We start from the raw sequence: 22396 nt of genomic DNA on the forward strand, positions 1-22396 counted from the left end.
CGGAGGATGACAATAAAGGAGACACCATGATCGCACTGCACGACTTCAATCATCTTCCTGAGAAAGAGGCTCTCGCGCGGCTCCATCCCTGCGTGGCGCTCCCCGGCTGGGCTAAGGCGCTGGCTCACGGGCGGCCTTACACCAGCCGGGATGAATTGTTCAGTACGGCGAAAGCGCTGATGCAGCGCTGGGATGAGGTGGCGCTGGCGCAAGCCCTGAGCGCCCACCCGCGCATCGGCGAAAAGCCCGCAGGTGCACGAGCGGAGGCGGCGCTGTCGCGCCAGGAGCAGGGCGCGGTGAATGAAAGCGATGCTGACCTTGCCCAGGCGCTGCGCGAGGGCAACGCCCGCTACGAGGCCCGTTTTGGACGCGTCTTTCTGATCCGCGCGAAGGGCCGTAGCGGCGAGGACATTTTACAGATACTGAACGCGCGGCTGGCGAACAGCGACGCGCAGGAAGTTCAGGCGGCGCTGGAGCAGCTGCGGGAAATTACGTTACTACGGCTGGAAGGAGTCATTAGCGAATGAGCACACTCAGCACCCATATTCTGGATATCTCGACGGGTAAACCCGCAGAGGGCGTGACGGTTCATCTCGAACGGGAGGGCGAAATCATGGCGACGGGTGTGACCAACGCGCAGGGTCGCATCGCCGCATTCGTTCCCTCTCTGCCCGCTGGCCGTTACCGGCTGGTAGCGGAGATCGGCGCGTGGTTTCGCGACACCGGTCGCGACACGCTCTACCCCTGCGCGCAAATTGATTTTGTGACGGGAGAAGCGGCAGACGAGCATTTCCATCTGCCGTTTGTGATTGCGCCCGGCGGGTGGTCAACCTACCGGGGCAGTTGACCACACCCGCTCGCCGTTGACCCAGGTCTCGCTGATGTTGCGCTCGTCGCCCAAAGTCATCAGCACAAAAAGCTGCTCATAGATATCCTGACAGCGGCGATTGCGCAGGCGCTGCAGCGGCGTTACGTCAGGGTCGATAACCACGAAATCCGCCTCTTTGCCGGGCGCGAAGTTGCCAATCTTATCGTCCAGCCGGAGCGCGTGCGCGCCGCCCAGCGTGGCGTGATAAAACGCCTCGCAGGCGCGCAGGCGGTAGCTCTGAAGCTGGCCGACCTTGTAGGCCTCACCCAGGGTGCGCAGCATGCTGAAGGTGGTGCCCGCACCGACGTCGGTGCCGATGCCCATCCGTACCTTGTGCTGCCAGCAGGCGGGCAGGCGAAACAGCCCGCTGCCGAGAAACAGGTTCGAGGTGGGGCAAAACGCCACCGCCGAACCGGTGTCATGCAGGCACTGCCACTCGCTGTGGTGAAGATGAATCGCGTGGGCAAACACGCTGCGCTCGCCGGTCAGGCCGTAGTGGTGATAGACGTCCAGATAGCGCTCGTGCTCCGGCCACAGGTCGCTCACCCAGGCCACTTCGTTGGGGTTTTCGCTGAGATGGGTCTGGAGCCAGGTATCCGGGAACTCCTCTCTGAGCAGGCTGACCGCGGCAAGCAGTTCCGGTGATGAGGTCGGGGCGAAGCGCGGCGTAATGGCGTAGCCCAGGCGTCCACGGTGATGCCAGCGCTGAATCAGCGCCCGCGTCTGTCGGTAGCTCTGCTTCGCGTCTTCGGTCAGATAGTCCGGCGCGTGCCGGTCCATCATTACCTTGCCGGCGATAAGGCGCATGTTGAGGCGCAGGGCTTCGGTAAACAGCGCCTCGACCGATTCCGGATGCAGCGTGCAAAACACCAGCGCGGTGGTGGTGCCGTTGCTCACCAGCTGGTGAATGAAAAATTCGGCGATCTCTTTCGCGTAGGCTTCATCGGCAAACTGGCTCTCTACCGGGAAGGTGTAGGTGGTCAGCCACTCCAGCAGCTGTTCGCCAAAGGCACCGATCATCTCCGTTTGCGGATAATGAACGTGGGTGTCGACAAAACCGGGCAGCAGCAGCCTGCCGCGCAGGTCGGTGTAGCCTTTGTGAGGGTCAAGATACTGCTCGCCCTCCTGCCAGGGCATTTGCGCCAGAATTTTCCCGCTCTGGATAAACAGCAGGCCGTCCTCAAGGTAGCGCGCGTGGTCGGCAATCAGGTCTGCGCTGTCGCAGACCTGGGTAATATCGAAAAGTGCACCACGAAGTGCCGTCTGATACTCCATTACGGCTCCTGCCTGATGGTTTGTGTGGTCTCGCGTGAGCCGAACTGAACGCTTGTCGACAGGTCGCGCTCTTCCCGCGCCAGCCAGCGGTAGGTCACGCCGCCGAGGAAGACGCCGATAAACCAGCTGAAGTTCGCTACTTCATGCAGGGCCGGGATAAAGCCAATTACCAGCCCCACGGCAACGGACGGGATCAGCGCGCCAATGGCCTTCGGGTTAAAGCCGTTGCGGTACCAGTATTTGCCCTTTGGCGTGTCGTCGAACAGATCGTCTACCGACACCTTGCCGCGCTTAATCAGGTAGAAATCGGCAATCAGAATGCCGAACAGCGGGCCGATAAACGCCCCGAGCACGTCGAGGGTGTAGTGGATAAGCTCCGGCGAGTTGAACAGGTTCCACGGGGTGAGCAGGATCGAGCCGACGGCGGCAATCATCCCCCCGGTGCGGAAGCTGATCTTCTGCGGAGAGCAGTTAGAGAAATCAAACGCCGGTGAGACGAAGTTTGCGACGATGTTGATCCCGATGGTGGCGGTGATCATGGTCAGCAGGCCAATCGCCACGGCCAGATCGTTACCCACGCGGCTGACGGTCTCGATCGGGTCGGTGATCATGCGGCCAAACAGCGACTGGGTGCCGGAGACAATCACCACGGTGACGATGGAGAACAGCAGGAAGTTAAACGGCAGCCCCCAGCGGTTACCGCGGCGGATCTCGCCCATGCTTTTGCCGTAGCGGGAGAAGTCACCAAAGTTGAGCAGCGGGCCGGAGAAGTACGAAACCACCAGCGCGGTCGCGGTGATCATCTGCCAGGTCTGCTCGCCCGCGCTCAGGGATTTGCTGGCGAGGGTGAAGGAGATCCCGTCAAGACCGGTCTTGTATACAATCCAGCCTGCGAGGGCCAGCATCACCACATAGACCGCCGGGCCGGCGATATCAATAAAGCGCTTAATGGCGCTCATACCGTGCCAGAAGACCATCGCCTGGAGAACCCACATGATGGCAAAGCAGATCCAGCCCAGCGGCGACAGACCCAGGAAGGCACTGGTGGTAAGGCTCGCCAGAGAAGGCCAGAACTTCAGCACCACCAGCATCAGCGCGTTGGCGGCAAGCCAGGTCTGAATGCCGTACCACGCAAAGGCGATAAGCCCCCGGATCACCGCCGGAATATTGGCCCCGAAGACGCCAAACGCCTGACGGCTGATCACCGCGTAGGGCACGCCCGCCATCTGGCTCGGTTTTGCCACCAGGTTGGCGCAAAGCTGCACAATGCAGATCCCCACCAGCAGGCAGAGCAGCACCTGCCAGCTTGCCAGTCCGAGCGTAAAGAAGCTCGCGGCAACAACATAACCCCCCATGCTGTGAACGTCCGACATCCAGAAAGAAAAAATGTTGTACCAGCTCCAGTTCTGGTCACGCGTGGGTGCCAGATCCTCATTGCAAAGACGTGGGCTGTAAACCGCACCGGAATCAGCGGCCGTACCCTGCTGCGCGTTTTGACTGTTTGGCATGAATCCTGCTCCTGTGTATGAAAACCCGTTGAGTGGGAGTACAAACGGTGTTGCAGGATCCAGGCCAAAATAATAAATCTTGTATGCAATATTTTATTTTTATGTATACGATTCGATAACGAAAGGTAAAAGATGGAGTGGTAAATGAACATCGTAAACGCCCTGCAGACCGCGCCAGACCTGCATGACAAAGACGAATCGATCTTTCAGGCGCTGATGACCGCGATTGTGGAACATCAGCTGCTGCCGGGGAGCAAATTGCCGGAAGAGGTGCTGGCCGAGGTGTTTGGCGTAAGCCGTACGGGCATCAGGAAGGTGCTGCAGCGACTCGCAGCTGTGCAAATGGTCACCTTAACGCCCAGGCGTGGTGCACACGTCGCCAGCCCAACGGTCGAAGAGGCGCGGCACATCTTCCGCACCCGCGCCCTGCTGGAGGTCGCCAACCTGCCGGACGTGCTGGCCCGCTGCCAGCCGCCGCACCTTGCCGCGCTGGAGGCCATTATTCGCCAGGAGCAGCAGGCGCACGAGGCGTACGATGGCCCGGCGGCAATTCGCCACTCCGCCAATTTTCACATTCAGCTGCAGGCCATCTCCGGCAACCAGGTGCTGACGGAGATGGTGACCAGCCTGAGCCAGCGCTCCTCGCTGGTGATTGCCACCTGGGGTGCGCCGTGGCGTCAGGGATGCCGCTGTAACGATCACGAACAGCTGGTGGATCTGCTGCGTCAGAAGGCGCTGCAGCCGCTAAGCGATGCCCTAATGCACCATTTTGAACACATCGTTGCCAGCCTCTGCTTTGAGCGGGCGGGCGAGTGCCTGCCTGATTTTGCCCGGCTGTTTGCCGGCCACAAGGAGTCGTAATGTCCTCTGTCTGTATACAAGTCATTAACCCCAACACCAGCCTCGCGATGACGGAAACCATCGGCGCGGCGGCCCGCGCGGTGGCGGCGCCGGGCACGGAGATCCTCGCGGTCTGCCCCAGCGCTGGCGTGCCGTCTATCGAGGGCCACTTTGATGAAGCCATCGCCGCCGTGGGGGTTCTCGAACAGGTCAGGCTCGGGAGAGAGCAGGGCGTGCACGGTCACGTCATCGCCTGCTTTGGCGATCCGGGCCTGCTGGCGGCGCGCGAGCTGGCGCAGGGGCCGGTAGTCGGCATTGCTGAAGCCGCCATGCATATGGCGACGCTGGTAGCGACGCGCTTTTCGGTGGTCACCACGCTGCCGCGCACGCTGATTATTGCCCGCCATCTGCTGCACCAGTATGGCTTTCAGGACAAGTGCGCGGCGCTGCACGCCATCGATCTCCCGGTGCTGGCGCTGGAAGACGGCAGCGGTCTGGCGCAGGAGAAGGTGCGCGCGCGCTGTATACAGGCGCTGAAGGAGGATGGCTGCGGCGCTATCGTGCTGGGCTGCGGCGGCATGGCGACCCTTGCGCAGGAGCTGACCCGCGAGCTGCGCGTGCCGGTGATCGACGGCGTCAGCGCGGCGGTGAAGATGGTGGAATCGCTGGTGGCGCTGGGGCTCACGACCAGCAAGCACGGGGATCTGGCCTTCCCGGAGAACAAACCGTTAAGCGGGCATTTTCAGGCACTGAATCCATTTTAATTTTTGGGGGGGCAATGGGGCTTTTTGAACAGGATTACCCGCGCGATCTGCGCGGCTACGCGGGCAACCCGCCGCACGCGCGGTGGCCGAATCAGGCGCGTATCGCCGTGCAGTTTGTGCTCAATTATGAGGAAGGGGCGGAAAACCACGTTCTGCACGGCGATGCCGGATCCGAGCAGTTCCTGTCGGACATCATCGGCGCGGCCAGCTACCCGGATAAACACATGTCGATGGACTCCCTCTACGAATACGGCAGCCGCGCCGGGTTCTGGCGGATCCACAGTGAATTTCAAAAGCGCGGCCTGCCGCTAACGGTCTTTGGCGTGGCGATGGCGCTGGCGCGTCATCCGGAGATCGTTGAGGCGATTAAGGCGGCGGATTACGACGTGGTCAGCCACGGCTGGCGCTGGATCCACTATCAGAACATGGACATCAGCCAGGAGCGCGAACACCTGCATAAGGCGGTGCACGTGCTGACCGACCTGTTCGGCAAGCCGCCAACGGGCTGGTATACCGGGCGCGACAGCCCCAATACCCGCCAGCTGGTGGTGGAGCACGGCGGCTTTGACTACGACAGCGACTACTACGGCGACGACCTGCCGTTCTGGACGGAAGTGGCCTGCGGCGACGGCACCCGCAAACCGCACCTGATTGTGCCCTATACGCTGGATGCGAACGACATGCGCTTCGCGACCGCGCAGGGGTTTAACACCGCCGAGCAGTTTTATACGTACCTGAAGGACAGCTTTGACGTGCTGTACGAAGAGGGGGAAAGCGCGCCGAAGATGATGTCCATCGGCATGCACTGCCGCCTGCTGGGAAGGCCGGGGCGTTTTCGCGCGCTGGAACGGTTCCTGGATTACGTGCAGCAGCATGAGCGGGTGTGGGTCTGTACCCGCCAGCAGATTGCTGACCACTGGCGGGAGGTGCATCCGTTTCAGAAATAAGTGTGCCGTGTTTAGCCGGGTGGCGGCTGCGCCTTACCCGGTCTACAACATCAAACTCACCTGCGCCGCCACGATCCGCCACCCGCAGGCAAACCGCACCCACGTCTGTTGCTGGCGACCAATCCGCTCCGTACCTTCACGGGTAAACTCGGTGCTGCACACGGCATAATCCTCCCCGAAGGTGGTGATGACGGTGTGGCGCAACGTCCGATGTAACCCGGCGGACGGGCGCGCCGCGCGAAAGGCGCGGATTTCATCGATCCCGTACAGGTTTTCACCCGCCCCCAGACGCACCGTGTTTTTGTCGTGCCAGAACAGCTCGTCCAGGACGGCAACGTTGTTGCTCACCAGCGCGTCTTCATAGCGGTAAAACGCGGCGGTCACCCCGGCAACCACCCACGGCAGGTTAATGTCATCATGATTTATCATGCTGCAACCTCCGCCGGACGGGCATCGGTGATGCCGCTCTCTTCCAGCACGCGCGCGACGCGCAGGCAGGCCTGCTCGTTAAACGGCGCGGCAATCAGCTGCAGGCCAATCGGCGCACCCTGGGCGGTACGCAGCGGAACGGTGGTCACAGGCAGGCCTAAAAATGAAATCGGCTGGGTCAGCATTCCCATGCTGGCGCGGATGGGGAGCGGCTGACCGTTAATCTCCATGGTTTGCTCGCCGATCCGCGTGGCGCTGCGCGGCGTCGCGGGGGCGATCAGCACGTCGGCCTGGGCAAACAGCGCCTGAAACGCCTGCCGCGCCTGCGCGCGGAACCGCTGGGCCTGAATATACCAGGCGGAGGGGATCATCGCGCCTGCCAGCAGGCGCTCGCGAGAGTGCGGCTCAAAACGCTCAGGCTCGCGGCGAAGCGCGGGCAGATACTGATTTCCCCCTTCGGAGGCGCTGATGATAAACGCCGCCGAGCGCGCCAGCTCGGCGTCCGGGAATTGCAGCTCATCCTGCACGTCGAGCGCCTTCGCCACCCGCGCCACGGCGTCTCTGGCCTGTGCGTCGCACCAGGTGGTGAAGTAGCCGCCGAGTACGGCGCAGCGCAGGCCGTCAAGGCCGCGATCGAGCAGGGGGCGTGTCTGCTCGCGCGAGCTCTCGGCCTGAGAACCGTCGCTGCTGTCCCGGCCCTGCAGCGCGTCGTACACGGACGCAAGGTCGCACACGCGGCGGGCGAAGGGGCCGATATGATCCAGGCTTGCGACAAACGGATGGCTGCCGGATCGTGACAGGCGGCCAAAGGTGGGCTTCAGGCCGTAGATACCGCACAGGGAGGCCGGAACGCGAATCGACCCGTTGGTGTCGGTGCCAAGCGAAAAGTGCACCAGCCCGGCGGCCACGGCGGCAGCGGAACCGCCGGAGGAGCCGCCCGCAATGCGCGTCAGGTCGTGCGGGTTACGCGTCGCGCCGTAGTGGCTGTTCTCAGTGGTAAAGCCGTAGGCGTAGGCGTCCATATTCACCATGCCGGACAGCAGCCCGCCCGCGCTGCGCAGCTGGCGTACCGCGAAGCTGTCAGCAGCCGCGGCGGGGCGCTGGCTGAACAGCTCGGTGCCCGCAAGGGTGGTATGTCCGGCAACGTCGAACAGGTTTTTCACCGCGTAGGGCACGCCCGCCAGCGGCGGCAGGGGGCGCTTTTCGCGGCGCAGGGTGTCGATGTTCTCGGCCTCGGCGAGCATGCGTGCTTCCGTCACGGTGGTCCAGACGTTGATCTGCGGATTAACGCGCCCAATCGCCTCCAGCGTCTGGCGGGCAATCTCATGGGCGCTCAGCTCGTCCGCGCTCAGCGCCTGTTGAATGTCGCTGATACTCATCTCGTGTAGCGTCATGCTTTATACACTCCTGCGATCTCCAGACGGTCGTCGAGCGGCAGCGCCATCAGTGGGGCGGCCAGGGTAGCAATGCGGCTGAACTGTAACTGCAGCTCGGCGCGACGGTCATCGTCCAGCTCTACGCCGAGCACGGACTCCATTTGCGCCAGGTATGCTGGCCAGTCGGGTTGTACGTTGTTCATTATTCTCTCCTCAGAATCCGGCGGCCGCGCCGTTGCTGCGCGGGTCAAACGCCCCTTCAAACAGCCCGTTGGGATGGCGAACGATCGCCCCCGCGTGGCCCATCGCTTCGCTAAAGTCCGGGAAGCATTCGACCTCATGCCCCCTCGCCCGCAGTTCAGCGACCGTCTCAGCGCTAAAGCGTCCTTCCAGTTTTAACGTGTCCGAGGTTTGTCCCCAGGTGCGCCCCAGCAGCCAGCGCGGGCGGGAAATGCTTTCCTGCAAGGGCACGCCCTGAATCGCGTAGCGGGTAAAGAGCGCGGCCTGAGTTTGCGGCTGTCCGTCACCGCCCATCGATCCGTACACCATCACGCGCCCGTCCTTAAGACGCGCCGCCGCCGGGTTCAGGGTATGGAAAGGCTGTTTGCCCGGCGCGAGGGCCAGAAGATGAGCGGGGTCGAGGCTGAACGACGCCCCCCGGTTCTGCCAGACGATGCCGGTGTCGGGCAGCACCACGCCGCTGCCGAACTCGTGATAAATGCTCTGGATAAACGACACGGCAAGCCCGCTGTTATCCATCACCCCCATCCACACCGTATCGCCGGGCCCTTTTCCGGTGCCCCACGGCGCGGCGTGGACGTCGTCAACCCTGTCGGCAAGCGCCTGCAAGGCGGCGGGATCCAGCAATTTCTGAATATCGGTTTTCAGCTCGCGCGGGTCGGTGATGTGGGCATCGCGCAGGCCAAAGGCCAGCTTGGTGGCTTCAACGATGCGGTGAACGGTGTCCGCGTCGTCGGCCTCCGCCATATTCAGGCGGTCGGTGATGCCGAGTATCGCCAGCGAGACCAGCCCCTGTGTCGGCGGGGCGTGGTTAAAGATCTCTCCCTGCTGATGCTGCAGCTTCAGCGGCGCGGTGCGACGGGCAACGTGCGCGTTAAGATCGGCCAGCGTCACGGGCAGGCCCAGCGTCTCCATGCCGTGCGCCAGCACGTTCGCCAGCGGGCCGCGATAAAAGCTGTCCAGACCTTCCTCGGCCAGGCGCGTCAGGGTTGAGGCCATGGCGGGCTGGTAAAAAAGGCTGCCTACCTGCGGCGGCTTACCGTCCACCAGCCAGGTTTCCGCGAAGCCTGGCACGTCCTTCAGTTCGTCGAATTTACTGGCCGTGGCATGGGCCTGTGAGGCCGTGACCGGCGTGCCGTTCTGCGCATAGTCGATGGCGTCGGCCAGCAGGCGGGCCAACGGCAGCGACTTGCCGGTCATCTCCCGGGAGACCTTCAGCGCCTCGTCCCAGCCGCTCACCGTGCCGGCGACGGTCAGCGCCGCCTGCGGTCCGCGATGGGGGATATGCGCCAGCCCGTCGTAGGCGGCAAGCGTCGCGCGCGAGCCCGCTGCGCCGCTGGCGTCAATGGCGATGGGATCGCCTTCCGGCGGCACGATAAGCCAGAAGCCATCGCCACCCAGCCCGTTCATGTGGGGGTAAACCACGGCGATGGTGGCCGCCGCCGCAACCATCGCTTCAATTGCGGTGCCGCCTTCGCGCAGCACCGCCAGCGCGCTCTGGCTGGCAAGATGGTGGGGCGCAACGGCCATACCGTGCGTGGAGACATTGCTTTGCATGAGAAGTCCTCGTAACCCTGAAAGTCACAAGGCGCTGCAAAAGCTGTTCCAGTTCTGAAAGAAAAGTTTCAGTAAACTGGCACGTATAATGAATAGCTGTAATAAAAGGTACAATGTGATGAAACAAAAGTTACAGAGGCGCTATGGAACAACTGGATGAACGTCTGAAAGCACAATACCCGTCGCTGTCGCCGCAGGAGCAGCGGGTGGCGGATTTTATTTTCGATCATTTTGACGATCTCATTAGCTACAACAGCGCCGAACTGGCGCAGCTGAGCGGGGTGTCGAAAGCCACGGTGAGCCGCCTGTTTAAGCGTCTGGGCTATGAGAAATATAAAGATATGCGCGACGAGCTGCGCACCCTGCGCCAGAGCGGGATGCCGCTCACGGATAACCGCGATGCGGTGCAGGGCAACACGCTGCTGGCGCGCCACTATAAGCAGGAGATGGCGAACCTGACCCAGTGGGTCAATGCCCTCGATGCGCAGCAGTTTGCCGACGCCATGGCCTGCATGGTGAAGGCGCGGCGCATCGTCATTATCGGCATGCGTAACGCCTATCCGGCGGCGTTGCACCTGCGCCAGCAGTTGCTGCAGGCGCGCGGTCAGGTACTGGTCCTGCCGCAGCCGGGGCAAAGCCTGAGCGAGGAGCTGGTGGACTTAACGCCGGACGATCTGGTGGTGATGATGGCCTTTCGCCGCCGTCCGCGCATTATCCGCCCGCTGATGCAGCAGCTTCAGAGTTGCGGTATTCCGGTGCTGCTGATGTGCGAGCCGCAGGCCCACAGCCTGTTTCCGCTGGCGAGCTGGCAGCTCTGCGCCCCGCTGGACAGCGTCTCCGCCTACGACAGCTACTCCTCGGTCAACAGCCTGATCAACCTGCTGGCAAACGCCTTCCTGCATGAAATTCTCGATAAAGGCCGTCCGCGCATTCACGAGATTGCCTCCCTCTACCAGCAGCTGGACGAACTCGAACAACGATAATGGGGCATCAGGCTGGTGCTTTGCATTGAAATGGTGCAAATGACGGGTCGGGAAAACGCATGTTTTTCCGACCCGTCCGCGTTTTATCAGGCTTTACAACAATATTCCCCGCTTCGCTTTATCTGGCACATTAGTTGCAAAATCACATTAAAAGAATCTTTTGTTTCATGTTAACGTTACGGGGAAGCACCATGAAAAAACTGTTAATTGCACTGGCCGGGGCCGCCTGTCTCTTCACTCAGCTGCCGGCAAAGGCTGACCAGCTTCAGGATATCGAGAAGCGCGGCACCATCCGCATTGCCGTTCCGCAGGACTTCCCGCCGTTTGGCTCGGTGGGGACCGATCTGCAGCCGCAGGGCTACGACATCGATATGGCGCGCTATCTGGCGAAACAGATGAAGCTCAGGCTTCAGCTGGTACCGGTGACCAGCGCCAACCGCGTGCCGTACCTGCAAACCGATAAGGTGGATCTGGTCATTTCCAGCCTCGGTAAAAACCCGGAGCGCGAGAAGGTGATCGACTTCAGCCGCGCCTACGCGCCGTTCTTCCTCGGCGTGTTTGGCCCGAAAGGGGCCGAGCTGAAGGACGCCGCCGCGCTGAGCGGAAAAACCATCGGCGTGACGCGCGGGGCGGTGGAGGACATGGTGCTGACCGGCCTGGCGCCGAAAGATGCCAACGTGAAACGCTACGAAGATAACAACACCACGCTCTCCGCCTACCTCTCCGGCCAGGTGCAGTACGTGGCGACCGGCAACCTCGTGGTGGCGGCCATTTCGCGCCAGAACGCGGATAAAGCCCCGGTGCCGAGCTTTATGCTGAAAGACTCACCGTGCTTTATTGGGCTGAAGAAAAACGAACCGGCCCTGAAGGCAAAAGTGGATGCGCTGATTGAGCAGGGCATCAAGGACGGCACGCTGAACGGCCTGTCCGAGCAATGGCTGAAGGCCCCGCTGCCGGCAAACCTAGGCGCCTGAGCCGATGACGGAGCAACTTGATTTTTCAGCCCTCTGGCCGCTCTGGCCGGAGCTGCTGGCGGGGCTGTGGGTCACCGTTCAACTGACGGTGATGGCGACCGTCGGTGGGCTGGCTATCGGAATTTTCGGGGCGGCGATCCGCAGCGGACGCACCACCTGGTACAGCCGGATCTGGGGCGGGTATGTGGAGATCATTCGCAACACGCCGTTTGTGGTGCAGCTGTTTTTCATCGTATTCGGCCTGCCGAATCTGGGCCTGAAGATGACGGCGGGGGAAGCGGCGCTATTGGCAATCGTGGTGAACCTGGGCGCGTACAGCACCGAAATTATCCGCGCGGGCATTCAGGTCACGCCGAAAGGGCAGTGGGAAGCCGGGCGTGTATTAGGGCTGACTCGTTTGCAGACGTTTATTCGCGTGGTGCTGCCGCCCGCGCTGCAGCGCATTTATCCGGCGCTGGTGAGCCAGTGCATTATCGTCATGCTCGGCTCGTCGGTGGTGTCGCAGGTCTCGTATGAAGAGCTGACCTTCGCCGCCAACCTGATCCAGTCCAGAACGTTTTTGAGCTTTGAGGTTTATCTGGTGACAACCGGGATTTACTTAGCGCTGTCGATTACCCTGCGCCAGCTGATGATGGCGGCAGGACGCAAATGGCTGGGGGTGCAGGCATGATGACCACCTTTACCGACTGGGACATTATTCGCAACCTGCTGCTGGCCGGACGCTGGACGGTGCTGCTGTCGCTGGTGGCGTTTGTCGGCGGGGCGGCGGTGACGCTGCCGCTCCTGCTGCTGCGCCTGACGGGCGGACGCACGGTGAAGCGCATCATCCGCGGCTATATCGAGCTGTTTCAGGGTACCCCGCTGCTGATGCAGCTGTTCCTGGCCTTCTTCGGCGTGGCGCTGTTCGGCATCGACGTCTCGCCGTGGACCGCCGCCTCGCTGGCGTTAACCTTCTACACCAGCGCGTTTCTGCTCGATATCTGGTACGGCAGCATTCGCGCCCTGCCGAAGGGGCAGTGGGAAGCCTCGCGCTGTCTGGGGCTGACCTTCGGCCAGACCCTGTTTCGCGTGGTCGCTCCGCAGGCGCTGCGCATCGGCATCGCCCCGACGGTCGGCTTTGCCGTGCAGGTGATCAAGGGCACCGCGCTGGCGTCGATTATCGGATTTATCGAGCTGACCAAGGCCGGGACCATGCTGACCAACGTGACCTATCAGCCGTTTAAGGTCTTTGCGCTGGTGGCGCTCGGCTACTTTGTTCTGTGTTATCCGCTGTCCCGCTACAGCCGCTATCTGGAGACCAAATTCAATGCCTCTCATCACCATTAATCAGGTGCAGAAGTACTACGGCGATAACCACGTGCTCAAGGGCGTCGATCTGGATATCGACATGGGCCAGGTGATCTCCATTATCGGGCGCAGCGGCTCGGGCAAAAGCACGCTGCTGCGCTGCATCAACGGACTGGAAGGCTATCAGGACGGCAGCATCAAGCTGGGCGGCATGACCATTACCGACCGGGACTCTCAGGCGCGCGAAATCAGCCGCTCGGTCGGGATGGTGTTCCAGAGTTTCAACCTGTTCCCGCACATGACGGCGCTGGAGAACGTGATGCTCGCCCCGCGTCGGGTGCTGAAGAAAAGCGCCGTCGAATGCCGCGAACTGGCCCAGCGCATGCTGGAGAAAGTGGGGCTTGGCGATCGTCTGGATTACTACCCGTCGAGCCTCTCCGGCGGCCAGCAGCAGCGCGTGGCGATTGCCCGCGCGCTGGCGATGTCGCCTAAAGTTTTACTCTGCGACGAGATCACCTCCGCGCTCGACCCGGAGCTGGTGGGCGAAGTGCTCAAGGTGCTGGAGCAGCTGGCGGCCGAGGGGATGACGCTGATCCTCGTGACCCATGAAATGAATTTTGCCCGCGAAGTGGGCGACCGCGTGGTGTTTATGCACCAGGGGAAAGTCTGGGAGCAGGGCGACAGCAAAACGCTGTTCGCCAACCCGCAGACCACGGAACTGAAGCAGTTCATCTCCTCCGTGCGCGGCCTCAACTGATAAGGACTGAACAATGGATATCGCACGCTTTCCGCAAATCAACCCGCCCCAGCGCCTGCTGATGGGGCCGGGGCCGATCAACGCCGACCCGCGCGTGCTGCGCGCCATGTCGAGCCAGCTGATCGGCCAGTACGATCCGGCCATGACCCACTATATGAACGAGGTGATGGCGCTCTATCGCGGGGTGTTCCGCACCGGGAACCGCTGGACGATGCTGGTGGACGGCACCTCCCGCGCGGGGATTGAATCCATTCTGGTCTCCGCCATTCGCCCGGGGGATAAAGTGCTGGTGCCGGTGTTTGGCCGCTTTGGTCATCTGCTGTGCGAAATTGCCCGCCGCTGCCGCGCAGAGGTGTATACCATTGAGGTGCCGTGGGGCGAAGTGTTTACCCCGGACCAGGTCGAGGACGCAATTAAGCGTATCCGTCCGCGCCTGCTGCTGACCGTGCAGGGCGACACCTCCACCACCATGTTGCAGCCGCTGGCGGAGCTTGGTGCCATCTGCCGCCGCTACGACGTGTTGTTTTACACCGACGCCACCGCGTCGCTCGGCGGCAACGCGCTGGAGACCGACGCCTGGGGGCTGGATGCGGTATCGGCCGGGATGCAGAAGTGCCTCGGCGGCCCGTCGGGCACCTCGCCGATCACCCTGAGCGCGCGCATGGAAGAGGCGATCCGCCGCCGCAAATGCGTCGAAGAAGGCATACGCACCGACGCCCACCGGGACGGCGACGAGGAGATGATCTACTCCAACTATTTCGATCTCGGCATGGTGATGGACTACTGGGGGCCGGAGCGCCTCAACCACCATACCGAAGCCACCACCGCGCTGTTTGGTGCCCGCGAGTGCGCGCGGCTGATCCTGCAGGAAGGGCTGGATAACGGCATCGCGCGTCATAAGCTGCACGGTGACGCATTGCTGAAGGGGATTCAGGCGATGGGGCTGGAGACCTTCGGCGATCTGAAGCATAAGATGAACAACGTGCTGGGGGTGGTGATACCGCAGGGCGTCAACGGCGACCAGGTGCGTAAGCTGATGCTGGAGGATTTCGGGATTGAAATCGGCACCTCGTTTGGCCCGCTGCACGGCAAAGTGTGGCGCATTGGCACCATGGGCTACAACGCGCGTAAAGACTGCGTGATGACCACCCTGAGCGCGCTGGGGTCGGTGCTGAACTACCTGAAATTCACCACCACGCAGGGTGCGGCGATGCAGGCCGCGTGGGACCACTATCGCCGCGAGATGCCGCAATGAGCCCGGCGGCAGAACGGGTGATGGCGCGCGCCGACGCGCTGGCCGCCATCAGCGAAACCCCGGATGCGCTGACCCGGGTCTATCTCTCTCCCCAGCATCTGCAGGCCAACCAGCTGGTGGGGCAGTGGATGCGCCAGGCGGGAATGACCGTCTGGCAGGACAGCGTGGGCAACATCTGCGGGCGCTACGAAGGCGCGCAGGAAGGGGCGCAGGCGGTGCTGCTCGGATCGCATCTGGATACCGTGCGCAACGCCGGACGCTACGACGGCATGCTCGGGGTGCTCACCGCCATTGAAGTGGTGGACAGCCTGCACCAGCAGGGTGTGCATCTGGCGCAGGCCATTGAGATTGTCGGGTTTGGCGATGAAGAGGGCACCCGCTTCGGCATTACGCTGTTAGGCAGCCGGGGGCTGACGGGCACCTGGCCGCAGGGCTGGCTGGAGACGTGTGATGCCAGCGGCATCAGCGTGGCGCAGGCGATGGTGCAGGCGGGGCTCGATCCCGCCCGCGTGGCGCTGGCGGCACGCCATCAGGACGATTTCAGCGCCTGTCTGGAACTGCATATCGAACAGGGACCGTGTCTGGAACAGGAAGGGCTCGCGCTTGGCGTGGTGGAAGCCATTAACGGTGCGCGCCGCCTGAGCTGTCGCTTCACCGGCGAGGCCGGACATGCGGGAACCGTGCCGATGCTCCACCGCAGAGACGCGCTGGCCGCCGCCGCCGAGTGGATGGTTATCATCGAAAACGCTACCCGACAGCAGGGCGGCAACCTGGTGGCGACGGTCGGTGAACTGCGCTGCCTGCCGGGTGCGGTCAACGTGATCCCCGGCGAGGTTCAGCTTTCGCTGGATATTCGCGGCCCGCAGGATGGCCCGCTTGACGCGCTGCTCGCGGAACTGCTGTCGCAGGCGCAAACCATTGCCGCTCGACGCGGGCTGAGCTTCAGCGCCGAGGAGTTTTACCGTATCGCCGCCACGCCGTGCGATGCGCGTTTGCAGGATCTGCTGGGGCAGGCCGTTGAATCGATGCAGGGGCGCTCAACATCGCTGCCGAGCGGTGCCGGGCATGACACCATCGCGCTGGCAGAACGCTGGCCGGTCGGCATGCTGTTCGTGCGCTGCAAAGGGGGCGTCAGCCACCATCCGGCGGAATCGGTGATGGCTGAGGATGTTGCCCTGGCGATTGAGGCGTTTGGGCGGGCGGTGAGAACGCTGGCCGACGGTGGCGCGCGTTAAGCCACCGAACGCACCGCATCTTCAATATCCGCGCTCACCCGGACATCCTGCTCGTCAAAGACCATGCAGTGACGCTCGTCAAACGCCACGTCTATCTTCTGCCAGGGCGCGAACTTAACGTCGCCCGGCAGCAAGATTTTGACGTTGTCGTGGCCATAACACTGGCCAAACAGATAGGTGTTGTTCCCGAGTCGTTCAACCACTTCGCAGTGAAACTCCAGCGGTGTGCCCAGGCGAAGGTCAGTGGTTAAATGTTCCGGACGGATGCCCAGCGTAACCTGACTGCCCGGCTGCAGCGGCGTGGTGGTCACGGCGAGCGTCAGTGACTTCTGTTGCGACAATCTCACCGTCAACGCGCCCGGCTGCCATGCTTCAACCGTGGCCGGCATGAAGTTCATCTTCGGCGAGCCGATAAAACCGGCCACGAATCTGTTCACCGGCTTGTAGTAGAGATCCATCGGCGCGCCCATCTGCTCCACTTTGCCGTAATTCATCACCACAATTTTATCGGCCAGCGTCATGGCCTCAATCTGGTCGTGGGTAACATACACCATGGTGGTTTTCAGCTCCTGGTGCAGGCGAGCGAGGTGCAGGCGCATCTCCACGCGCAGTTCGGCATCCAGGTTGGAAAGCGGCTCATCGAACATAAAGACGCGCGGGTTACGGACGATAGCGCGGCCAATCGCGACGCGCTGGCGCTGGCCGCCGGAGAGCTGTTTGGGTTTGCGATCCAGCAGGTGAGAAAGCTGCAGCGTTTTGGCGACCATCTCGACCTGGTGGCGGATCTGATCTTTCGGCACTTTATTCACCTTCAGCCCGTAGCCCATGTTTTCGGCCACCGTCATGTGCGGATAGAGCGCGTAGGACTGAAAGACCATCGCCACACCCCGATGGGAAGGGGCGATGTCGTTCATCACCTCGTTACCGATCAGCACTTCACCCTCGCTTATCTCCTCCAGCCCGGCAATCATGCGCAGCATTGTGGATTTGCCACAGCCTGAAGGCCCAACGAATACGGCAAACTCTCCGTCCTCAATATCAAGATTAACGTTGTGGAGCGTGACGGTGTCGCCAAAGCGCTTGGTGACATTCCTCAATTGTATGTTCGACATCAGTGTTCCCCAGGTAAACCGCCGATTATGTTTTACGTATAACAATGGTGTTCAACGTGGCCGGACGGTGCGATTTGTCTGCCTTGACTATAACTTCCAGCATTCATGCGCCCTATACAGATATTCCATTAATGTTATGACGATCACACAACTTACAGTTTTTTGTAGAGTTATCATGATGTGGAGGGTAGCGTATAACAAACCAAAGGTATTTGGTGTCAGACGTACAACGCCAGTTTTATCAGGATATATAACGGGGTTTGCGGGGCATTAAATGCAATAACAACCATAAAATTGTTATACCTTCACATGAGGTTGATAATGAAAAAGAACATACTCGCTGCTCTGATCCTCTCTACGCTCGCGGTACAGGCTCACGCTACCGCGCAGCTTAACGTCTGGGAAGACATCAAGAAGTCGTCCGGTATTAAAGATGCGGTCGCGGACTTTGAAAAGCAGTACGACGTTAAGGTCAACGTGCAGGAAACCCCTTACGCACAGCAGCTGGAAAAACTGCGCCTGGACGGCCCGGCAGGCATTGGCCCGGACGTGCTGGTCATTCCCAACGATCAGCTGGGCGGCGCCGTCGTGCAAGGGTTATTGACCCCCCTGAATCTGGAGGCTAAGCAGACCGAACAGTACACCCCGGCCTCGATTAACGCCTTCAAGATGGATAACGCCCTTTACGGCGTGCCGAAAGCGGTTGAGACGCTGGTGCTGATCTACAACAAAGATCTCATCGACAAGCCGCTCAACTCGCTGCAGGACTGGTATGACTTTTCAAAACAGCAGCGCGCAAAAAACCAGTACGGTCTGCTCGCCAAGTTCGATCAGATTTACTACAGCTGGGGCGCGATCTCCCCGATGGGAGGCTACATCTTCGGTCAAAACGACAAAGGCGGCTATAACGCCAGCGACGTCGGCCTGAACAAGCCGGGTGCGGTAGAAGCGGTGACTTACCTGAAAAAATTCTACGCTGACGATATTTTCCCGGCCGGGATAGTCGGTGAGAACGGCCTGAACGCTATCGACTCCTTGTTTACCGAGAAGAAAGCGGCAGCCGTCATCAACGGCCCGTGGGCGTTCCAGCCGTATGAAGCGGCGGGCATCAACTACGGCGTCGCGCCGCTGCCCACGCTGCCGGACGGCAAGCCAATGAGCTCCTTCCTCGGCGTGAAAGGCTACGTCGTTTCCACCTGGAGCAAGGACAAAGCGCTGGCGCAGAAATTTATCGAATTCATCAACCAACCACAGTACGTGAAAACCCGCTACGTGGCCACGCGGGAGATCCCGCCGCTGACCGCAATGATCGACGACCCGGTAATCAAGAACGACGAGAAGGCGAGCGCCGTTGCGGTGCAGGCCGCGCGAGCCACCGCCATGCCGGGTATCCCTGAAATGGGCGAAGTCTGGGGGCCGGCCAACGCCGCGCTGGAGCTAAGCCTGACCGGCAAACAGGATCCCAAAGCCGCGCTGGACAGCGCAGAGAAACAGGTCCAGATGCAAATCGAAGCCATGCAGGCCAGCAACCAGTAATTTTCTGACGTCGAAGAACGGGAGGCCACTCTCCCGTTTTATTGAAAGGAGTTGTCTGTGAGTATCATCCCGGAAAATTTTGCCAGACCGCACGGGGCCGGGCGTCACGCCTGGACCGGCCTGCTGCTGGCGGTCATCCCCGGCTTCGGCCAGTTCTATCACCGCCAGTGGCTGAAGGGCGTTATCTTCCTGGTGCTGCTGGCCAGTTTTATCGGCGTTTTTGCCGATTTCCTGCGCGAAGGACTTTGGGGGCTGGTGACGCTGGGGGAGGAAGTGCCGCGGGATAACTCCATCTTCCTGCTGGCAGAAGGGATCATTAGCGTACTGATCGCCGCATTTGGCGTGATGGTGTATTACCTGTCGATGCGCGATGCCTGGGTTAACGGTCGAAAACGCGATGAAGGGCTGGGGCTAAACAGCGTGCGTAAGCAGTATCAGATGCTGCTGAGCGACGGCTTTCCGTATCTGATGATTACGCCGGGCTTTATTCTGCTGGTGTTTGTGGTGGTTTTCCCGATCCTCTTCGGTTTTGCCATCGCCTTTACTAACTACAATCTTTACCACACGCCGCCGGCTAAGCTGGTGGATTGGGTTGGGTTTAAGAACTTCATCAATATTTTCACGCTTTCCATCTGGCGCTCAACCTTCTTTGACGTCCTGCAGTGGACGGTAGTCTGGACGCTGCTCGCCACCACGCTGCAATGTACTGTGGGCGTGCTGCTGGCTATCCTGGTGAACCAGAAAGACCTGCGCTTTAAGCCGCTTATCCGTACCATCTTCATTCTGCCGTGGGCGGTGCCGGGTTTTGTCACCATTCTGGTGTTTGCCGGCATGTTCAACGACTCCTTCGGGGTGATAAACAACGCCATTCTGGCCTTCTTCGGCATTGCGCCAAAAGCCTGGATGACGGATCCGTTCTGGACCAAAACAGCGCTGATTATGATGCAGACCTGGCTCGGCTTCCCGTTTGTTTTCGCCATGACCACCGGCGTGCTGCAGGCCATTCCGGACGATCTGTACGAAGCGGCGACCATGGACGGTGCCAGCAGTGCGACCAAGCTGCGCACCATCACGCTGCCGCTGGTGCTTTATTCCATTGCGCCAATACTGATTACTCAATACACCTTCAACTTCAATAACTTCAACATCATCTACCTGTTCAACAACGGCGGGCCAGCGGTGGTGGGATCCAATGCGGGTGGGACAGATATCCTGGTGTCGTGGATCTACAAGCTCACCATGTCGTCGTCGCAGTACGCGATTGCGGCGACCATCACTATCCTGCTGTCGATCTTTGTCGTCGGCCTGGCGCTGTGGCAGTTCCGCGCCACCAAATCTTTCAAAAACGACGACATGGCGTAAGGGACGTAACAATGGCTCAATCACAAAGTATTAAACGTGAGAAGTGGGTACGCCTCTCGCTCTCATGGCTGGTAATCGTGCTGGTGTCGACGATTATCATCTACCCGCTGGTTTGGACGGTCGGCGCGTCGTTTAACGCGGGTAATAGCCTGCTCAGCTCCTCAATTATTCCTGAGAACTTTTCGGTGCAGCACTACGCTGACCTGTTTAACGGCCAGGTGAACTACATGACCTGGTACTGGAACTCGATGAAAATCAGCTTCCTGACCATGGTGCTGACCTTAATCAGCGTCAGTTTTACCGCCTATGCCTTTTCGCGCTTTCGCTTTAAGGGACGCCAGAACGGGCTGATGCTGTTCCTGCTCCTGCAGATGATCCCCCAGTTCTCAGCGCTGATTGCCATCTTCGTGCTGTCGCAGCTTTTGGGCCTCATCAACAGCCATCTAGCGCTGGTGTTGATCTACGTGGGCGGCATGATCCCGATGAATACCTACCTGATGAAAGGCTACCTCGACGCCATCCCGAAAGATCTGGATGAATCCGCGCGCATGGACGGGGCCAGCAATTTCCGGATTTTTATCGAAATTATCATGCCGCTTTCGAAGCCGATTGTGGCGGTGGTGGCGCTGTTCTCTTTCACCGGGCCGCTGGGGGATTTCATCCTCTCCAGCACGATTCTGCGCACCCCGGATAAATACACCTTACCCATCGGGCTCTATAACCTGGTGGCGCAAAAAATGGGTGCCAGCTACACCACCTACGCGGCAGGCGCGGTGTTGATTGCGGTGCCGGTAGCGATCCTCTATCTGGCATTACAAAAATACTTCGTCTCCGGCCTGACCTCCGGGAGTACCAAAGGATAATCATGAAAAGACTCAAACCTGCTTTACTTGCCGTTTGCCTCTCATGTGGCCTTGCCGCGAGCGCATTTGCTGCGGAGGCGGTGAAAACGCGTCCTTTTAACGCCATGCCCGCGGATTTTATTAAGGGGGCGGATATTTCGACCCTGCTGGAAGCAGAACAACACGGCGCGAAATTCTATAACCAGAACGGCCAGCAGCAGGACGCGATTGCTATCCTCAAAGCTAACGGGGTGAACACCGTGCGCCTGCGCCTGTGGGTTGACCCGCAGGATGCGAGCGGCAATACCTACGGCGGCGGCAGTAATAATCTCGAAAACACCCTCGCGCTGGCGAAGCGCGTGAAGGCGCAGGGCCTGAAGCTGCTGCTCGACTTCCACTACAGCGATTTCTGGACCGATCCGGGCAAACAGTTCAAGCCAAAAGCCTGGGAGAAGATGGACTACCCGCAGCTTAAAACGGCGATCCATGACTACACCCGCGACACGATTGCCCGCTTTAAGAAAGAGGGCGTATTGCCGGACATGGTGCAGATAGGAAACGAAATTAACGGCGGTTTGCTCTGGCCGGAAGGGAAAAGCTGGGGGCAGGGCGGCGGCGAATTTGACCGCCTGGCCGGGCTGCTCAACGCCGCGATTGGCGGGCTAAAAGAGAACCTGACCGACGGCGAGCAGGTGAAAATCATGCTCCATCTGGCCGAAGGCACCAAAAATGACACCTTCCGCTGGTGGTTTGATGAAATCACGAAGCGCGACGTGCCGTTCGATGTCATCGGCCTGTCGATGTACACCTACTGGAACGGCCCGATTAGCGCGCTGAAGACCAACATGGATGACATCAGCAGGCGCTATAACAAAGACGTGATTGTGGTGGAAGCGGCCTATGGCTATACGCTGGAGAACTGCGATAACGCCGAGAACAGCTTCCAGGCCAAAGAAGAAAAGGACGGCGGCTATCCCGGCACCGTTCAGGGTCAGTACGATTATATTCACGATTTAATGCAGTCCGTTATTGATGTGCCTGACCGTCGCGGCAAGGGCATCTTTTATTGGGAACCGACCTGGATAGCCGTTCCGGGCACAACGTGGGCCACCAAAACCGGCATGAAATATATCCACGACGAGTGGAAAGAGGGTAATGCCCGTGAGAATCAGGCGTTATTTGATTGCCAGGGTAAAGTGCTGCCGTCAATAACGGTATTTAACTAGTTTTTATCTCCATTCAGGACGTT

At 60.6% G+C, this 22396-nt stretch carries 22 protein-coding genes and 1 pseudogene; 16 read left to right on the forward strand and 7 right to left on the reverse strand.

Going from position 1 to position 22396, the window contains the following annotated elements; genetic code table 11:
• Positions 1 to 26 precede the first annotated feature (26 nt).
• On the forward strand, positions 27 to 527 hold the full coding sequence (gene uraD / locus MX657_RS08330) for a 2-oxo-4-hydroxy-4-carboxy-5-ureidoimidazoline decarboxylase (protein ID WP_346808049.1): 501 nt from the start codon (positions 27 to 29) through the stop codon (positions 525 to 527).
• Complete coding sequence (gene uraH, locus MX657_RS08335; RefSeq protein WP_252001340.1) at positions 524 to 847, forward strand: hydroxyisourate hydrolase; 324 nt, start codon at positions 524 to 526, stop codon at positions 845 to 847. The genes uraD and uraH overlap by 4 nt, the downstream gene beginning before the upstream one ends.
• Here the strand turns inward: uraH and guaD are convergent.
• A complete protein-coding gene (gene guaD / locus MX657_RS08340) occupies positions 827 to 2143 on the reverse strand; it encodes a guanine deaminase (RefSeq protein ID WP_346808051.1) in 1317 nt (438 codons plus the stop codon). The genes uraH and guaD overlap by 21 nt on opposite strands.
• The gene (locus tag MX657_RS08345; protein WP_346808053.1) at positions 2143 to 3651 is read right to left on the reverse strand and encodes an NCS1 family nucleobase:cation symporter-1; all 1509 of its coding nucleotides are present in this window, start codon (positions 3649 to 3651) and stop codon (positions 2143 to 2145) included. Before MX657_RS08345 ends, guaD begins: the two co-directional genes overlap by 1 nt.
• A gap of 144 nt (positions 3652 to 3795) precedes the next feature.
• Between MX657_RS08345 and MX657_RS08350 the strand changes: the two genes are divergently transcribed.
• The 3 genes and pseudogenes from MX657_RS08350 to puuE all read left to right on the forward strand — a co-directional run bounded on the left by MX657_RS08350 (position 3796) and on the right by puuE (position 6202).
• Positions 3796 to 4512, forward strand: a complete 717-nt coding sequence (locus MX657_RS08350) for a GntR family transcriptional regulator (protein ID WP_217479856.1) — start codon at positions 3796 to 3798, stop codon at positions 4510 to 4512.
• Positions 4512 to 5385: pseudogene (gene hpxA, locus MX657_RS08355) on the forward strand (allantoin racemase). Before MX657_RS08350 ends, hpxA begins: the two are co-directional and overlap by 1 nt.
• A complete protein-coding gene (gene puuE / locus MX657_RS08360; RefSeq protein ID WP_429844912.1) occupies positions 5303 to 6202 on the forward strand; it encodes an allantoinase PuuE in 900 nt (299 codons plus the stop codon). The pseudogene hpxA and the gene puuE overlap by 83 nt, the downstream one beginning before the upstream one ends.
• 42 nt (positions 6203 to 6244) lie before the next feature.
• Here puuE and hpxZ read toward each other — a convergent pair whose 3' ends face one another.
• From hpxZ to hpxW, 4 genes are read right to left on the reverse strand one after another with little or no spacing between them, the layout of a single operon-like run.
• On the reverse strand, positions 6245 to 6631 hold the full coding sequence (gene hpxZ / locus MX657_RS08365; protein WP_336238494.1) for an oxalurate catabolism protein HpxZ: 387 nt from the start codon (positions 6629 to 6631) through the stop codon (positions 6245 to 6247).
• Positions 6628 to 8025: an AtzE family amidohydrolase gene (locus tag MX657_RS08370; RefSeq protein ID WP_346808056.1), complete on the reverse strand. Its 1398-nt coding sequence runs from the start codon at positions 8023 to 8025 to the stop codon at positions 6628 to 6630. The genes hpxZ and MX657_RS08370 overlap by 4 nt, the downstream gene beginning before the upstream one ends.
• Positions 8022 to 8210, reverse strand: coding sequence for an oxalurate catabolism protein HpxX (hpxX, locus tag MX657_RS08375; RefSeq protein WP_080327617.1), 189 nt, complete (start codon positions 8208 to 8210; stop codon positions 8022 to 8024). Before hpxX ends, MX657_RS08370 begins: the two co-directional genes overlap by 4 nt.
• A 10-nt stretch (positions 8211 to 8220) precedes the next feature.
• On the reverse strand, positions 8221 to 9804 hold the full coding sequence (gene hpxW, locus MX657_RS08380) for an oxamate amidohydrolase (RefSeq protein WP_346808057.1): 1584 nt from the start codon (positions 9802 to 9804) through the stop codon (positions 8221 to 8223).
• 143 nt (positions 9805 to 9947) lie between these two features.
• On the opposite strand from hpxW, the gene hpxU reads away from it, so the two are divergent.
• The 7 genes from hpxU to hpxK all read left to right on the forward strand — a co-directional run bounded on the left by hpxU (position 9948) and on the right by hpxK (position 16295).
• A complete protein-coding gene (gene hpxU / locus MX657_RS08385; protein WP_265194138.1) occupies positions 9948 to 10787 on the forward strand; it encodes a MurR/RpiR family transcriptional regulator HpxU in 840 nt (279 codons plus the stop codon).
• A gap of 191 nt (positions 10788 to 10978) precedes the next feature.
• Positions 10979 to 11761 (forward strand): transporter substrate-binding domain-containing protein, encoded by a 783-nt coding sequence (locus MX657_RS08390; protein ID WP_080327614.1) that lies wholly within the window; start codon positions 10979 to 10981, stop codon positions 11759 to 11761.
• 4 nt (positions 11762 to 11765) lie between these two features.
• Entirely contained in the window at positions 11766 to 12431 is a 666-nt protein-coding gene (locus tag MX657_RS08395; RefSeq protein ID WP_346808060.1) for an amino acid ABC transporter permease, read from the forward strand.
• A complete protein-coding gene (locus tag MX657_RS08400; protein ID WP_217479943.1) occupies positions 12431 to 13087 on the forward strand; it encodes an amino acid ABC transporter permease in 657 nt (218 codons plus the stop codon). Before MX657_RS08395 ends, MX657_RS08400 begins: the two co-directional genes overlap by 1 nt.
• Positions 13068 to 13805 carry an amino acid ABC transporter ATP-binding protein gene (locus MX657_RS08405; RefSeq protein ID WP_346808061.1) on the forward strand — a complete coding sequence of 246 codons (738 nt, stop codon included), beginning with the start codon at positions 13068 to 13070 and terminating at the stop codon, positions 13803 to 13805. Before MX657_RS08400 ends, MX657_RS08405 begins: the two co-directional genes overlap by 20 nt.
• Positions 13806 to 13818: 13 nt before the next feature.
• Positions 13819 to 15060 carry a pyridoxal-phosphate-dependent aminotransferase family protein gene (locus tag MX657_RS08410; RefSeq protein WP_346808063.1) on the forward strand — a complete coding sequence of 414 codons (1242 nt, stop codon included), beginning with the start codon at positions 13819 to 13821 and terminating at the stop codon, positions 15058 to 15060.
• Positions 15057 to 16295, forward strand: coding sequence for an allantoate amidohydrolase (gene hpxK / locus MX657_RS08415; protein WP_346808065.1), 1239 nt, complete (start codon positions 15057 to 15059; stop codon positions 16293 to 16295). Before MX657_RS08410 ends, hpxK begins: the two co-directional genes overlap by 4 nt.
• Here hpxK and MX657_RS08420 read toward each other — a convergent pair.
• On the reverse strand, positions 16292 to 17407 hold the full coding sequence (locus tag MX657_RS08420) for an ABC transporter ATP-binding protein (protein ID WP_346808067.1): 1116 nt from the start codon (positions 17405 to 17407) through the stop codon (positions 16292 to 16294). The two genes, hpxK and MX657_RS08420, sit on opposite strands and share 4 nt — an antisense overlap.
• A gap of 321 nt (positions 17408 to 17728) precedes the next feature.
• Between MX657_RS08420 and MX657_RS08425 the strand changes: the two genes are divergently transcribed.
• From MX657_RS08425 to MX657_RS08440, 4 genes are read left to right on the forward strand one after another with little or no spacing between them, the layout of a single operon-like run.
• Positions 17729 to 18943, forward strand: a complete 1215-nt coding sequence (locus MX657_RS08425) for an extracellular solute-binding protein (protein WP_346808068.1) — start codon at positions 17729 to 17731, stop codon at positions 18941 to 18943.
• 57 nt (positions 18944 to 19000) lie between these two features.
• Complete coding sequence (locus MX657_RS08430) at positions 19001 to 20305, forward strand: carbohydrate ABC transporter permease (RefSeq protein ID WP_119914896.1); 1305 nt, start codon at positions 19001 to 19003, stop codon at positions 20303 to 20305.
• 11 nt (positions 20306 to 20316) lie between these two features.
• Positions 20317 to 21168 carry a sugar ABC transporter permease gene (locus MX657_RS08435; RefSeq protein ID WP_042715482.1) on the forward strand — a complete coding sequence of 284 codons (852 nt, stop codon included), beginning with the start codon at positions 20317 to 20319 and terminating at the stop codon, positions 21166 to 21168.
• 2 nt (positions 21169 to 21170) lie between these two features.
• A complete protein-coding gene (locus MX657_RS08440; protein ID WP_336238502.1) occupies positions 21171 to 22373 on the forward strand; it encodes a glycoside hydrolase family 53 protein in 1203 nt (400 codons plus the stop codon).
• Positions 22374 to 22396: the final 23 nt, after the last annotated feature.

Source organism: Enterobacter chuandaensis (assembly GCF_039718975.1).
Taxonomy (GTDB): domain Bacteria; phylum Pseudomonadota; class Gammaproteobacteria; order Enterobacterales; family Enterobacteriaceae; genus Enterobacter; species Enterobacter chuandaensis.

Bases quoted from the DNA above. Each gene is read 5' to 3' on its own strand.
- uraD (WP_346808049.1), top strand. From the start codon at position 27: ATGATCGCACTGCACGACTTCAATCATCTTCCTGAGAAAGAGGCTCTC.
- MX657_RS08370 (WP_346808056.1), bottom strand. From the start codon at position 8,025: ATGACGCTACACGAGATGAGTATCAGCGACATTCAACAGGCGCTGAGC.
- MX657_RS08405 (WP_346808061.1), top strand. From the start codon at position 13,068: ATGCCTCTCATCACCATTAATCAGGTGCAGAAGTACTACGGCGATAAC.
- MX657_RS08345 (WP_346808053.1), bottom strand. From the start codon at position 3,651: ATGCCAAACAGTCAAAACGCGCAGCAGGGTACGGCCGCTGATTCCGGT.
- guaD (WP_346808051.1), bottom strand. From the start codon at position 2,143: ATGGAGTATCAGACGGCACTTCGTGGTGCACTTTTCGATATTACCCAG.
- hpxU (WP_265194138.1), top strand. From the start codon at position 9,948: ATGGAACAACTGGATGAACGTCTGAAAGCACAATACCCGTCGCTGTCG.
- MX657_RS08395 (WP_346808060.1), top strand. From the start codon at position 11,766: ATGACGGAGCAACTTGATTTTTCAGCCCTCTGGCCGCTCTGGCCGGAG.
- MX657_RS08350 (WP_217479856.1), top strand. From the start codon at position 3,796: ATGAACATCGTAAACGCCCTGCAGACCGCGCCAGACCTGCATGACAAA.
- MX657_RS08410 (WP_346808063.1), top strand. From the start codon at position 13,819: ATGGATATCGCACGCTTTCCGCAAATCAACCCGCCCCAGCGCCTGCTG.
- MX657_RS08390 (WP_080327614.1), top strand. From the start codon at position 10,979: ATGAAAAAACTGTTAATTGCACTGGCCGGGGCCGCCTGTCTCTTCACT.
- MX657_RS08435 (WP_042715482.1), top strand. From the start codon at position 20,317: ATGGCTCAATCACAAAGTATTAAACGTGAGAAGTGGGTACGCCTCTCG.
- hpxX (WP_080327617.1), bottom strand. From the start codon at position 8,210: ATGAACAACGTACAACCCGACTGGCCAGCATACCTGGCGCAAATGGAG.
- MX657_RS08425 (WP_346808068.1), top strand. From the start codon at position 17,729: ATGAAAAAGAACATACTCGCTGCTCTGATCCTCTCTACGCTCGCGGTA.
- MX657_RS08420 (WP_346808067.1), bottom strand. From the start codon at position 17,407: ATGTCGAACATACAATTGAGGAATGTCACCAAGCGCTTTGGCGACACC.
- hpxK (WP_346808065.1), top strand. From the start codon at position 15,057: ATGAGCCCGGCGGCAGAACGGGTGATGGCGCGCGCCGACGCGCTGGCC.
- hpxW (WP_346808057.1), bottom strand. From the start codon at position 9,804: ATGCAAAGCAATGTCTCCACGCACGGTATGGCCGTTGCGCCCCACCAT.
- hpxZ (WP_336238494.1), bottom strand. From the start codon at position 6,631: ATGATAAATCATGATGACATTAACCTGCCGTGGGTGGTTGCCGGGGTG.
- uraH (WP_252001340.1), top strand. From the start codon at position 524: ATGAGCACACTCAGCACCCATATTCTGGATATCTCGACGGGTAAACCC.
- MX657_RS08400 (WP_217479943.1), top strand. From the start codon at position 12,431: ATGACCACCTTTACCGACTGGGACATTATTCGCAACCTGCTGCTGGCC.
- MX657_RS08440 (WP_336238502.1), top strand. From the start codon at position 21,171: ATGAAAAGACTCAAACCTGCTTTACTTGCCGTTTGCCTCTCATGTGGC.